This is a genomic window from Roseixanthobacter psychrophilus, assembly GCF_043195195.1.
GTDB lineage: Bacteria > Pseudomonadota > Alphaproteobacteria > Rhizobiales > Xanthobacteraceae > NCEH01.
Map to the genome: position 1 here is coordinate 1 of NZ_JBAFWT010000044.1, position 11,999 is coordinate 11,999.

The following is an 11,999-nucleotide window of genomic DNA, read 5'->3' on the forward strand; positions in this document are numbered from 1 at the left end:
TGATGCGGCCGCGCGGGCCGGTGCCGGGGACGGCGGCAAGGTCCAGCCCCGCGCCGCGGGCGATCTTGCGGGCGAGCGGCGTGGCGAGGATGCGGCCTCCGCCCGAAGCGGGCGCCGGGCCAGGGGCGGGCACGGTAGGCACCTCGGCCGCCGCCGGCGCGTCGGGGGCGGCCGACGCGGCCTCCGGTGCGGCGGCCGAGGCCCCGGCGCCCGTCCAAGTGGCCACCGTGGCGCCCACCGGCGCGACGGCCCCCTCGGGCACCTCGATGGTCTCGATGCGGCCCGGTCCCTGGGCGGCGATCTCGGTGGCGATCTTCTCGGTCTCCACCACGAACAGTACGTCGCCGTCCGCCACCTGGTCGCCGGGCTGAACCCGCCAGGACGCCACCAGGCCCTCGGTCATGGTGAGACCGAGCTTGGGCATCACGATCGCGCTGGTCATGGGTTGGTCCTCCCGCCTCTCGCGCGCGCCATCTCAGGCGCCCCGGAAGGCGGCCCGGCGCTTCTCCAGGAAGGCGGTGCAGCCCTCGTGGGCGTCGGCGGTGTCGAGCACAAGGCCGATCATCGCCTGCTCGTGGCGCAGCGCCGCGCGCAGCGGCATCTCGTCCCCGTCGGTCAGGGTGCGCTTCAGGAGCTTCAGCACCAGCGGCGACTTGTCGGCGATGGCGTCGGCCATCTCGAACACGGCGGCCATCAGGTCGGCGGCGGGCACCACCTTGTTGACGAGGCCGAGGCGCTCGGCCTCCGCTGCGGAGATGCGGCTGCCGACGAACATCAGCTCCTTCGCCTTGCAGGGCGAGACTTGGCGCAGCAGGCGCTGGGAGCCGCCGGCGCCGGGGAACAGGCCCAGCGTGATCTCCGGCAGGCCGAACTTGGCGCTGTCAGCCGCGATGCGGATGTCGGTGCACAGGATCAGCTCGGTGCCGCCGCCCAGCGCCCAGCCGTTCACCGCGGAGAGGGTGGGCTTGTCGAGGGTCTCGATGCGGCGGAACACGGTGTGCAGGCGCTCGCCCAGCTCCAGGTAATGGGCGAGGCCCTGGCGGGAGTTGAGGTCCGCGATGTCGCCGCCCGCCACGAAGGCGCGGTCGCCGGCGCCGGTGAAGACGATGACGCGCACCTCCGCGTCCGCCTCGGCCCGTGCCACCGCGGCGTCGAGGTCGGCGAGGGTGTCCATGTCCAGAGCGTTGAGGGTGGACGGGCGGTTGATGGTGAGGACGGCGACGGCGCCGCGGCGCTCGAAGGTGATGCGGTCTTCCATGGCGGGCTCCCGGTATCAGGCGAGGATGCGGCGGACGGCCCCGGCGACGGCGTCGGCCGAGGGGATGTAGGCGCTCTCCAGGGCCTTGGAGAACGGCACGGGCATGAAGGGGGCGCCGACCCGAGCGATGGGGGCGTCCAGCTCGTCGAAGCCGATGTCGGCCATGCGGGCGGCGATCTCGGCGCCGATGCCGAAGGCTTCCACCGCCTCGTGCACCACCACCAGGCGGTGGGTGCGCGACAGCGAGGCGAGCACGGCCGCCTCGTCCCAGGGCTGCAGGCTCAGGAGGTCCAGGACCTCCGGCTCGACGCCCTCGGCGGCGAGCCGGTCGGCGGCCTTGCGGCAGGTGTGCACCGCCGCCCCGTAGCTGACGAGGGTGACGTCGCGGCCCTCCCGCAGGATGCGGGCGTGGCCGATGGGCATCGGCTCGAGCTGGTCCGGCACCTCGCCCTTCATTGCGTAGAGCGCCTTGTTCTCCACCACCACCACCGGGTCGGGGTCGGCGATGGCGGCGCGCAGCAGGCCGTAGGCGCTGACGGGATCAGAGGGGCACACCACCTTGAGGCCGGGAATGTGGGCGAACCAGGCTTCCAGGCACTGGGAGTGCTGGGGCCCGGCGCCGAGCCCGCCGCCATGGGGCGTGCGCAGCACCATGGGCACCGAGGCCTGGCCGCCGAACATGAAGCGCGCCTTGGCCGCCTGGTTCACCATGGCGTCCATGACCAGGGTGGTGAAGTCCATGAACATGATTTCCACCACGGGCCTGAGGCCCGAGAGCGCGGCGCCCACGGCCGCGCCGGCGATGGCGGCCTCCGAGATGGGGGTGTCGAACACCCGGTCCGCTCCGAAGCGCTCGCGCAGGCCCCGGCTGGCGCCGAACGAGCCGCCGGCCTCGGACACGTCCTCGCCGAACACGACCACCGTGGGGTCGTCCTGAAGGGCGTCGCCGAGCGCGCGGTTGATGGCGGCGAGGTAACGGATCTCCGGCATCACAGGGCCTCCGCCGGGGTGTAGACGTCGGCCTTGGCGGCCATGAAGTCGGGATCGGTGCCGGCACGCGCCGCGGTCACCGCGGCGGCGATGCGCTCCTCCACCCGGGCGCGCACCGCCTCCAGGCTCTCCTCGCCGATGCCGAGGCGGGCGAGTTCGCGCGCCGCGATGCGCAGCGGGTCTCGCTCGGATAGGGCCTGCATATCGGCCGGGTCGCGGTACTTCTGGGCGTCGCCCTCGAAATGGCCGCGCACGCGGGTGGTCAGGCATTCGAGCACCGCCGGCCCATGGGCGCGCACCGCGGCCACCACCTCGGCGGCGGCGTCGGCCACGGCGGCCACGTCGTTGCCGTCCACGCTGGTGTGCGGGATGCCGTAGGCGGCGGCGAGGTCCTTGAGCTTGAAGGCGATCTGCTTGTCGCTGGGCAGGAACTCGCTCCAGCCGTTGTTCTCGCACACGAACAGCAGGGGCAGGCGCCACAGGGCGGCCATGTTCAGGCATTCGTGGAGCAGGCCCTCGGCCAGGGCGCCGTCGCCGAAGAAGGCCACCGCCACGGCGGTGCGCCCGAGCCGCTTGTGGGCGAGGGCCGAGCCCAGCGCGATGGAGAGGCCGGCGCCCACGATGCCGTTGGCGCCCAGCATGCCGACGCTCATGTCCGCCACGTGCATGGAGCCGCCACGGCCGCGGCACAGGCCCGCGTTCCTGGCCAGCAGCTCGGCGAAGAAGCCGTCCAGCGGCAGGCCCTTGGCGATGGCATGGCCATGGCCGCGATGGGTGGAGGCGATGGTGTCGGTGGCGGTGAGCGCGCTCATGACGCCGGCGGATACCGCCTCCTGGCCGATGCTGAGATGGATGAAGCCCGGCACCTCGCCATCGGCGAACATGGCGATGAGCCGCTCCTCCGCCCGACGGATGAGCACAATCTGCCCATAGAGCTCCAGCAGGCGCGCGGGGCTGTTGGCCCGCTCCGCCTCAGGGGCAGCGGCTGCAGGCGGAGTGGTGGACGGCTTCGGGGACGGCTTGGTCTTCATGGCGACCTCGACTGACTCCCATCGGAGTAGCAAATTATGAAGGATGAGTCATCAGTCAGTTTTAGGCCGCGGCCTGTCCCGCCAGCGGCATCTGGAACGCCGCCACGGCATCGCGGATGTCGCCACCCGGCAGCGCGGTGACGAACGCCTCCAGGCGGTCGAAGGCGGCCATGTCCACGCCTTCCTCCGGGCCGATCCGCCGCAGCATGACGGAGAGGGTGGCGAGGTCGTAGGCATAGTCCTTCGGCGTCATGCGCTGCTCGCGCACCTTGGTGCCCTCGGGGGTGTCCACCTCGATGATGGCGCTCAGCACCGGCACGGAAGGGTCGGTGACGAGGGTGGTCCGGTCGATGAGGGCGGCCACCTCGGCATCGTCATAGGTGGTCATGTGCCGCGTGGTGGGCACTCCGTGGACCAGCGTGGTGGCGATGCAGAACGGAATGCTCATGAGCGTTCCGGAGATGGAGTTGAACGGCCCGCGCGCATCCATGCCGGCATAGCCGGTCTCGTAGGGGTTCATGCGCACCCGCACCGCGTCGGGCACCCGCCCGCCGAGCTCCTCGCGCAGCACCAGGGCGCCAGTCACCGGCGTCTGGTTGAAGGCGCAGACCGGGAACGGCTTGAAGGTGACGCGCAGGGTCGCCCAGTCCGTGCCGAGGGTCGCCGCCAGGTCGGCGGGGGCCTCCACCCGGGCGAAGCTGCGGGCCAGACCCGTTTTGCCCTCGATGGCGTGGGGCGCCGCGATGGCGCCTTCGCGCGCCAGCTCGGCCGCCACGAGGCCATTCTGGGCGACGAGGCCCGGCTGGTAGCGCCATTCGTCGGTGCCGTCGGTGAAGGATTGCAGGATGCCGCCGGTGAAGGAGGCGGCGGTGGCAATGGCGGTAGCCGTCTCGGCGGGGCCAAGGTCCATCAGGCGGGCGGCGGCTGCTGCCGCCGCGATGGCGCCATAGGTGGCGGTGGAGCGGAAGCCGCCCGGCGTGGTATGGGTCGCGAATGCGCTCTCCAACAGGCCGCCCGCCTCATAGCCGGCCACCAAAGCCGGGATCAGCCGGGCGAGGGGATAGCCGCGCACCTCCACCAGGGCGGTGAGCATGGGGATGAGGACGGTGCCGAAATGGGCGGCGCCGCAGCTGTCCTCCTGGGCGCGGCCGTGGAACAGGGCCGAATTGGCGAGGAAGGCCCCTGCCAGCGTGGTGCGCCGGCCGTCGCCCAGCAGCGTCGCCCCGTTCGCCACCTCGCCGCCCATGGCGAGAGCGGCGCGGCGGGCCACCGGCGCGAACGCGGTGGCGTGGCCGTTGAGCCCCATGCCGTAGGCGTTGAGCAGGCAGGCGCGCGCCTTCTCCACCACGGCGGGGGGCAGGGTTTCCAGCGTGAGGGTCGAGACGAACGCCCCGATCTGCGACGACAGCGTGGTCATGAGGGCCTCCCCGAGAGCATTTTCAAGCGAAGTGGTTCGGGTTCGCGTGACGAAAATGCGATCAAACAAGACGTCTGTGCGGTTCCGCGGAGCCGGTGAGGATCAGAGGGCGAGATAGCGCTGGCGCACGTCCTCGTTCGCCTTCAGCTCGGCGATGGAGGCGGCGTAGACGATCTGGCCCTTGTCGATGACGATGGCCCGGCTGGCGAGGCCGAGGCAGAAATGCATGTTCTGCTCGGCGATGAGCACGGTGGCGCCGGTGGTGCGCAATTCGCGCAGGAAGGCGCCGATGCGCTGCACCACGATGGGCGCGAGGCCTTCGCTCGGCTCGTCCAGCAGGATGGCGGTGGGGTTGCCCATCAGGGTGCGGGCGATGGCGAGCATCTGCTGCTCGCCGCCGGACAGGCGCCCGGCCATGCGGTGGCGCAGCGGCGCCAGCAGGGGGAACACCTCGTAGACCCGCTCCAGGGTCCATTCGTCCTGCCCGTCGGGCCCCTTCTTGTGGCCGATGGAGAGGTTGTCCTCCACCGTGTGCTCCGGGAAGATCTGGCGATCCTCCGGCACGAAGCCGAGGCCGAGACGGGCGATGAGGTGGGGCTTGCGGCCGGCCACGTCGTGGCCGCGCAGCTCCACCCGCCCGCGGCGCGGCGGGGCGAGGCCAGCGATGGCCTTCATGGTGGTGGACTTGCCGGCGCCGTTGCGGCCCAGCAGGGCGACCGTCTCGCCGCGTTCCACCTGGAAGCCGACGCCGAACAGGATCTGGCTGGTGCCATAGAAGACGTCGAGGCCTTCGACCTTGAGGACGACGCTCATGCCGCGTCCTCCGCATGGTCGGTGCCGAGATAGGCCTCGATCACCTTGGGGTTGCGGCGGATCTCGTCCGGCGTGCCGGTGGCCAGCACCCGACCGTAGCACAGCACCACGATGCGCGGCGCGATCTTGAAGACGATGTCCATGTCATGCTCGATGAAGACGAGGGTGATCTTCTCGCGCGACCACAGCTCGTAGACCTTCTCGATCATCCGCCAGCGCTCCTCCGGCCCCATGCCGGCGGTGGGCTCGTCGAGCAGCAGCACCTTCGGCTCCAGCACCAGGGCAAGGGCGATGTCGAGCAGCTTCTGGTCGCCGTGGGAGAGGGTGGAGGCGCGCCTGTCGCGCTTGTCCTCGAGCCCGAGCATCACCATGGCGTGCCGGGCGCGGTCCTTTGTCTCGGCGAGCGGGAAGCGCTTCAGGAGCTCGCCGGAGCGCTTGAGGTCGGCGGCCACGGCGGCGAGCAGGGTCTCCTCCACCGTGAGGCTCGGGAAGATGCTCGCCACCTGGAAGGCGCGGCCGATGCCGTGGCGCACGATCTCGCCGGGCTTCAGGCCCACCATGTCCACGCCGTCCAGCAGGATCTTGCCGCTGTCGGGGCGCAGCGCGCCGGAGATCTGGTGGAAGAAGGTGCTCTTGCCCGCGCCGTTGGGGCCGATGACCGCGGTCAGCGAGCCGTCGGGGCAGGTGAGGCTGACATCGTCGGTCCCCTTGACGCCGCCGAAGGATTTGGAGATGTGCTGAATTTCGAGCATGACTCACTCCGGCTCCCGGAGGCCGCCATAGGTGTTCCACGGCGTGGCGACCAGCCAGCCACAGTCCACCGGCAGGTTGATGCCGGTGATGGCCGCCGAATCCGGCCCGGCGAGGAAGGCCACCGCCTTCGCCACCTCCTCCGGCGTCACCAGGCGCCGCAGCGCGGCGTTGTTCGACAAGGCGGAGACGTCGCGCTCGCCGCGCGCGATGGCGGCCTGGAGCGCCGGCGTCAGGGTGTAGCCGGGCGCGATGGAATTCACCCGCACGCCGGCCGGGCCCCATTCGGCGGCAAGGCACTCGGTGATGGCGATCACCGCCGCCTTGGCCGGGGCATAGGCATGGAGCGGCACGGATCGCGAGCCGGTGATGGAGGCGGTGTTGACGATGGCGCCGCGCCGGCGCGCGATCATGGCGCGGGCGAAGGCGCGGCAGGCGATGTAGGTGCCGCGCTGGTCGATGCGCACCACGTCGTCCCATAGCACCATGGACAAAGCGTGAGGACGCAGCGGTGGCTGGATCACGCCGGCGCTGTTCACCAGCACCTCCACCGGGCCGTACTCGGCCTCGATGGCGGCGGCGCAGCGCTCGACGCTGTCCTCCTCGGCGACGTCGGCCGTGAAGGCGCGCCCGCTAATCTCCCGGGCCACCGCCTCGGCGCGCGGCAGGTCGCGGTCCACCACCGCGACGGCGGCGCCGGTGGCGGCCAAAGCGCGGGCGCAGGCGGCGCCGATGCCGCTCGCGCCGCCGGTCACCACATGGACGGTCGCGGTCGGGACGGATCCGGTCGGGACGGGCGTGGTCATGGGCGGGTCTCCGGGGCGGTGGAACGACGGCCTTCGAGCCATTCCATGATGAAGTCCACGAGCCCTTTGCGCAGTCCGAGGGCGAAGAACAGGATGACGATGCCGAGCACGAGGCCGTAATGCTCGGTGAGGCGGGTCACCCAGTCGTTGAGCAGCAGCAGGATGACGGTGCCGGCCAGCGGCCCGAGGAAGGCGTTGATGCCGCCCAGCATGATGATGAACATGCCCTCGCCCGAGATGGTCCAGTAGGCGAACTCAGGATAGGCGCCGGACACGAACAGGCTCATGACGACGCCGCCGGCCGCCGCGAACACCGAGGACAGCACGAAGGCGACCAGCCGCGTGCGCCACACCGGGATGCCGAGGAAGGGCGCGCGGGCGGCGTTGTCGCGGATCATCCGCAGCGTGTAGCCGAACGGGGATTCCACGATCTGCCGCATCAGCAGCAGCCCGCCCACCAGGAGCGCGCAGCTCGTCACATAGAGGTGGGTGTGGTTCGACAGGTCGATGCTCAGGAAGGGCGGGCGCGGGATGCCGCCGCGCAGGCCCTGATCGCCGCCGGTGAGCCCCACCCAGGAGATGATCAGGCTGTAGATCAGCATCTGGAAGGCGAGGGTGACGAAGGCGAAGTAGATCTCCTTCAGCCGCACGCAGATGGCGCCGATCACCGCCGCCGTGGCGGCGGTGATGGCGAGGGTGAGCACGAAGGCCACCGGTACCGGCAGCCCGGCGCGCTGCATGAGCAGGCCGAAGGCGTAGGCGCCGAGGCCGAAGAACATGCCGTGGCCGAACGAGATCATCCCGCCATAGCCCGCCAGCAGGTTGAGCGAGGTGGCGAACAGGCCGAAGGCGGCGACGCGGATGACGAAGTCGGGCAGCGCCGTGCCGCCCACCGCATAGGGCAGGATGGCGAGGACGACGAAGGCGGCCAGGGCGACAAGGCCGTCGCGGAGCGCGGACGAGCGGGCCATCCTCAGACCTCCCGCCCGAACAGGCCGGTGGGCTTGGCGATCAGCACCACCGCCATGAAGACGTACATCAGGCCGTCGGTGAACAGGGGGAAGCCGATGGAGCCGAACGAACGGATGAAGCCGATCATCAGCGCGCCCACCAGGGCGCCCAGGATGGAGCCCATGCCGCCGATGACGGTGACGATGAAGGACTCGATCAGGATGGTGAAGCCCATGCCCGGGGTCAGCGAGCGCACCGGTGCGGCCAGCGCCCCGGCGAGGCCCGCCAGCGCGCCGCCCAGCGCGAACACCGATCCGTAGATGAGGCCGGTATTGATGCCGAGGGCGGAGACCATGCCGGGATTCTGGGCGGCGGCGCGCACCACCTTGCCGAGGCGGGTGCGGGCGAGGCCGAGGCCGAGCAGGGCCGCCACCAACAGGGCCACGGCGATGAGGAACAGGTAGAAGGGCGGCACCACGCCGCCGGCGATGAAGAGCGGCGGCACCTGGAAGGCCGCCGGCATCCCCATGGCCTTGAATTCCGGCCCCCAGATGAGGCGGACGCCGTCGTCGAAGATCAGCACGAAGGCGTAGCAGACCAGCAGCTGCATCAGCACGCTGCCGCCATAGACGCGGCTGATGAACACCCGCTCCAACACCATGCCGATGATCGCCGTGGCGACCGCGGCGCCGAGGAGCGCCAGGGCGAAGCTCTCGGTGGCCTGGTAGATGGAGAACGCGAAATAGGCGCCCAGCATGTAGAAGGCACCGTGGGTGAAGTTCACGATCTTCAGGACGCCGAAGATCAGCGTCAGCCCGACCGCCACGAGGAAGAGCAGCATTCCGATGATGAACCCGCTCGTCCCTTGCGTGACGAGGCAGGCCGCGCTCATCACGCAGCTGCCGAGTGCTTCGAGATCCAAGGTCTCAACTCCGTTACTGGAAGAACGGGGGGCGCGGCCCGTGTCTCAGGGCCGCGCTCCGGTCAGGTGTAGCCTTTCGACTTCTTCCACTCGGTTTCCAGTTGGGTGATCTGGGCCCAGTTGCCGGGCTGCATGTCGGTCAGATACGGCTCGGTGGGGATGGTGGTGCCCCAGCCGATGGCGTAGTCGACGATGGTCTGGTCCTCGCCGCGCATGGTCACCTTGCCCTGCTCGCCGAATGGCGAGGTGACGGTGAGGTCGTGCAGCATCTCGGCGAGCTTCTTGCCGTCGGTGCTGTTGGCCTTCTTGGCGGCCTCGGAGAGGAAGGTCACCGAGAGCGCGTTCTGCCAGGCCCAGTTGGTGGGATATTCGTTGTACTTGGCGCGATAGGCATCGGCCCAGGCCGCATTCTGCGGCGTGGCCGGGAAGATCTTCAGGTAGCGGTTGCCGGAATGGATGCCCTTCGGCAGGTTCTTCACCGCGGTGAGCGCGGTGTAGTCGGCCAGATTCACCGCGAACAGGGTCATCTGGCTGAACAGCGCGTAGATGTTGGCCTGGTCAATGAACGCCGAGATGTCGCCGCCCCACAGTGCCGAATAGACCGCCTGGGGCTTGGCCTGGAGCAGCTTGGTGAGGCTCTCGGTATAATCGGGCTGGAACAGCTTCGGCCAGCTCTCGGCCACCACTTCCACGTCGGGCGCGAAGTGCTTGAGGTAGAGCATGAACTCGGCGGTGGTGTCGCGGCCGTAGGCATAGTCCGGCGAGCAGCTCGCCCAGCGCTTCAGATTCTTGGCCTTTGCGATGGCGGCGGCATAGCTGCCGCCGACGACGGAATCGTGGATGCCCTGGCGCGCGCAGCGGAAGGCGTTGGGGATGCGCAGCTTGGGATCGGCGCTGAGCGAGGAGGTCTCGGAATTGGTGTGCAGGCACAGGAATCCGAGGTCGCGGGCCACCTCGTGCACGGCGAAGGCGCCGGACGATGCCTCGCCGTCGATCATCAGCTCGCAGCCGTCCGAATTGATCAGCTCGCGGGCGACGCGGGCGGCTTCCTGGGGCTGGCCCTTGGAATCGCGCACCACCATCTCGATGGGCCGGCCGGCCAGGCCGCCGGCGGCGTTGACCTTCTCCACCTCCATCATCACCGCATTGCGCGACGACAGGCCGAGCTGCGCCACGCGGCCCGACAGGATGGTGGGCATTGCGATGCGGATGGCCTTGGCCTGGGCGCGGGCGACCCAGGGGGTGGCGAGCGATACGGCACCCGCGCCCATGAGGGCAAGGGTCGAGCGACGGCTGATCCCGCGCCCGGTGGAATCGGTCATGGTCCTCTCCTGCTGGCTGAGCCAGAGCCGCGCGTCTGTCGGCGGCCTGCGTTTCGGTCCCGTCGGTCGCAGTCTCCTGCTGCGTGGCCACAAGATCGGGGAAGGGAAGCGGTGACGTCAAGGCAAAAATGAACTATGAGTCATCAATCATAAAATGGTGCACCGCACCCGCCGGAAGGCTCGGTGGGGGCCGGGAAGGGGAGGACGGAAAAGGATGATTAACCTGACGAGCTTCGTCGCCTATCACGCCAAGTGCGACCCCGCGCGGGAGGCGGTGCTCTATCGCGGCGCGCGCATCACCTATGGCGAGCTGATCGACCGCGCCGAGCGCGTCGCCGGCTGGCTCCAGGCGCGTGGCGTCGGGGCGGGCGACGTGGTGGCGGTGCTGATGAAGAACAGCGCCGCCTTCCTGGACCTGGCGCTGGCCACCAGCCATGCGGGGGGCGTGTTCCTGCCCATCAACTTCCGCCTCTCCGCCGACGAGGTGGCCTATATCGTGGAGAATTCCGGCGCCAAGCTGCTGCTGGTGGACGAGGAGCTGGAGAAGAACGCCGCCGGTCCAGCCCCCGTTGTGGTGGATGCCGCCGCCCAGTCCGACGCCCGGCGCCTCGCGCCCGGCGCGGAGCGGGTGCCGGCGGTGCCGCGGCGGACCTCGGACCTGTTCCGCCTCATGTACACCTCCGGCACCACCGACCGGCCGAAGGGGGTGATGCACACTTACGAGAACTTCTATTTCAAGTCCTCGGACCATGTGCTGGCCCTCGACCTCGGCCGCCACAGCCGGATCCTGGTGGTGGGGCCGTTCTACCATGTGGGCGCCTTCGACCTGCCGGGCGTCGCCGTGCTCTGGCAGGGCGGGTTGATGTGCATCCTGCGCGACTTCGAGCCGGAGGCGGTGCTTTCGGCCATCGCCGCCGAGCGCCTCGACTGCGGCTGGCTCGCCCCGGTGATGACCAGCGCGCTCCTGAGCCATCCCGGGCGCGAGCGCCACGACGTCTCCAGCCTGCGCTGGGTGATCGGCGGCGGCGAGCGCACGCCCGAGCAGCGCATCCGCGCGTTCTCGGCCTACTTCACCAACGCCCGCTACATCGACGGCTACGGCCTCACCGAGACCTGCGGCGGCGATACCCTGATGGAGCCGGGGCGGGAGATCGAGAAGATCGGCTCCACCGGCCGCGCCCTCGCCCATGTGGAGGTGGAGATCCGCGACGCGATGGGCGCCCCGGTTCCCGCCGGCCATCCCGGCGAGATCTGCCTGCGCGGCCCCAAGGTGACGCAGGGTTACTGGCGCGACCCGAAAAAGACCACGGCATCCTTCTTCGGAGACTGGTTCCGCACCGGCGACGTGGGTTATCTGGATGCCGATGGCTTCCTGTTCCTGACCGACCGCAAGAAGGACATCATCATCTCCGGCGGCGAGAACATCGCGTCCTCCGAGGTGGAGCGCGTGATCTACGAACTGCCCCAGGTGCGCGAGGCGGCGGTGGTCGGCGTGCCGGACGAGAAATGGGGCGAGCGGCCGGTGGCCGTGGTATCGTTGAATGATGGCGGAGAACTTGATCTCGACACCCTCATGGCCCATTGCCGGGCCCGCCTGGCCGCCTTCAAGGTGCCGAAAGCCCTGGTCCTGCGCGACCAACTCCCCCGCAACCCCTCAGGCAAGGTGCTGAAGCGGGTTCTTCGCGAAGAGCTCGAAACCAGCGCCGTTCCCTGATCCTGCCTCCCGCGAGGCCGCCTTC

12 protein-coding genes are annotated in these 11,999 nt (G+C 69.9%); 1 reads left to right on the forward strand and 11 read right to left on the reverse strand.

Going from position 1 to position 11,999, the window contains the following annotated elements; translation table 11 throughout:
• The 11 genes from V5F77_RS24245 to V5F77_RS24295 form a co-directional block, all read right to left on the reverse strand.
• Positions 1-442 (reverse strand): biotin/lipoyl-containing protein (locus V5F77_RS24245; protein WP_429007804.1); only part of this gene is annotated, 442 nt, incomplete at its 3' end.
• A 33-nt stretch (positions 443-475) separates the two neighbouring features.
• Positions 476-1,258, reverse strand: a complete 783-nt coding sequence (locus V5F77_RS24250; RefSeq protein ID WP_348848505.1) for an enoyl-CoA hydratase/isomerase family protein — start codon at positions 1,256-1,258, stop codon at positions 476-478.
• 15 nt (positions 1,259-1,273) lie between these two features.
• Entirely contained in the window at positions 1,274-2,248 is a 975-nt protein-coding gene (locus tag V5F77_RS24255; RefSeq protein WP_348848506.1) for an alpha-ketoacid dehydrogenase subunit beta, read from the reverse strand.
• Complete coding sequence (locus V5F77_RS24260) at positions 2,248-3,279, reverse strand: thiamine pyrophosphate-dependent dehydrogenase E1 component subunit alpha (protein WP_348848507.1); 1,032 nt, start codon at positions 3,277-3,279, stop codon at positions 2,248-2,250. Before V5F77_RS24260 ends, V5F77_RS24255 begins: the two co-directional genes overlap by 1 nt.
• Before the next feature lie 61 nt (positions 3,280-3,340).
• Positions 3,341-4,696, reverse strand: coding sequence for an MmgE/PrpD family protein (locus V5F77_RS24265; protein WP_348848508.1), 1,356 nt, complete (start codon positions 4,694-4,696; stop codon positions 3,341-3,343).
• Between the two features lie 102 nt (positions 4,697-4,798).
• Positions 4,799-5,509, reverse strand: a complete 711-nt coding sequence (locus V5F77_RS24270; protein WP_348848509.1) for an ABC transporter ATP-binding protein — start codon at positions 5,507-5,509, stop codon at positions 4,799-4,801.
• Complete coding sequence (locus V5F77_RS24275; protein ID WP_348848510.1) at positions 5,506-6,261, reverse strand: ABC transporter ATP-binding protein; 756 nt, start codon at positions 6,259-6,261, stop codon at positions 5,506-5,508. Before V5F77_RS24275 ends, V5F77_RS24270 begins: the two co-directional genes overlap by 4 nt.
• Positions 6,262-6,264: 3 nt before the next feature.
• The gene (locus V5F77_RS24280; RefSeq protein ID WP_348848511.1) at positions 6,265-7,065 is read right to left on the reverse strand and encodes an SDR family NAD(P)-dependent oxidoreductase; all 801 of its coding nucleotides are present in this window, start codon (positions 7,063-7,065) and stop codon (positions 6,265-6,267) included.
• Complete coding sequence (locus V5F77_RS24285; RefSeq protein WP_429007805.1) at positions 7,062-8,036, reverse strand: branched-chain amino acid ABC transporter permease; 975 nt, start codon at positions 8,034-8,036, stop codon at positions 7,062-7,064. Before V5F77_RS24285 ends, V5F77_RS24280 begins: the two co-directional genes overlap by 4 nt.
• Before the next feature lie 2 nt (positions 8,037-8,038).
• Positions 8,039-8,938 carry a branched-chain amino acid ABC transporter permease gene (locus tag V5F77_RS24290; protein ID WP_348848513.1) on the reverse strand — a complete coding sequence of 300 codons (900 nt, stop codon included), beginning with the start codon at positions 8,936-8,938 and terminating at the stop codon, positions 8,039-8,041.
• Positions 8,939-9,000: 62 nt separating this feature from the next.
• Positions 9,001-10,260: an ABC transporter substrate-binding protein gene (locus tag V5F77_RS24295; RefSeq protein ID WP_348848514.1), complete on the reverse strand. Its 1,260-nt coding sequence runs from the start codon at positions 10,258-10,260 to the stop codon at positions 9,001-9,003.
• 214 nt (positions 10,261-10,474) lie between these two features.
• Here V5F77_RS24295 and V5F77_RS24300 point away from each other — a divergent pair, with 214 nt between their 5' ends.
• The gene (locus tag V5F77_RS24300; protein ID WP_348848515.1) at positions 10,475-11,974 is read left to right on the forward strand and encodes an AMP-binding protein; all 1,500 of its coding nucleotides are present in this window, start codon (positions 10,475-10,477) and stop codon (positions 11,972-11,974) included.
• The last annotated feature ends 25 nt before the right edge of the window (positions 11,975-11,999 follow it).

Bases quoted from the DNA above. Each gene is read 5' to 3' on its own strand.
- V5F77_RS24250 (WP_348848505.1), bottom strand. From the start codon at position 1,258: ATGGAAGACCGCATCACCTTCGAGCGCCGCGGCGCCGTCGCCGTCCTC.
- V5F77_RS24255 (WP_348848506.1), bottom strand. From the start codon at position 2,248: ATGCCGGAGATCCGTTACCTCGCCGCCATCAACCGCGCGCTCGGCGAC.
- V5F77_RS24260 (WP_348848507.1), bottom strand. From the start codon at position 3,279: ATGAAGACCAAGCCGTCCCCGAAGCCGTCCACCACTCCGCCTGCAGCC.
- V5F77_RS24265 (WP_348848508.1), bottom strand. From the start codon at position 4,696: ATGACCACGCTGTCGTCGCAGATCGGGGCGTTCGTCTCGACCCTCACG.
- V5F77_RS24270 (WP_348848509.1), bottom strand. From the start codon at position 5,509: ATGAGCGTCGTCCTCAAGGTCGAAGGCCTCGACGTCTTCTATGGCACC.
- V5F77_RS24275 (WP_348848510.1), bottom strand. From the start codon at position 6,261: ATGCTCGAAATTCAGCACATCTCCAAATCCTTCGGCGGCGTCAAGGGG.
- V5F77_RS24280 (WP_348848511.1), bottom strand. From the start codon at position 7,065: ATGACCACGCCCGTCCCGACCGGATCCGTCCCGACCGCGACCGTCCAT.
- V5F77_RS24285 (WP_429007805.1), bottom strand. From the start codon at position 8,036: ATGGCCCGCTCGTCCGCGCTCCGCGACGGCCTTGTCGCCCTGGCCGCC.
- V5F77_RS24295 (WP_348848514.1), bottom strand. From the start codon at position 10,260: ATGACCGATTCCACCGGGCGCGGGATCAGCCGTCGCTCGACCCTTGCC.
- V5F77_RS24300 (WP_348848515.1), top strand. From the start codon at position 10,475: ATGATTAACCTGACGAGCTTCGTCGCCTATCACGCCAAGTGCGACCCC.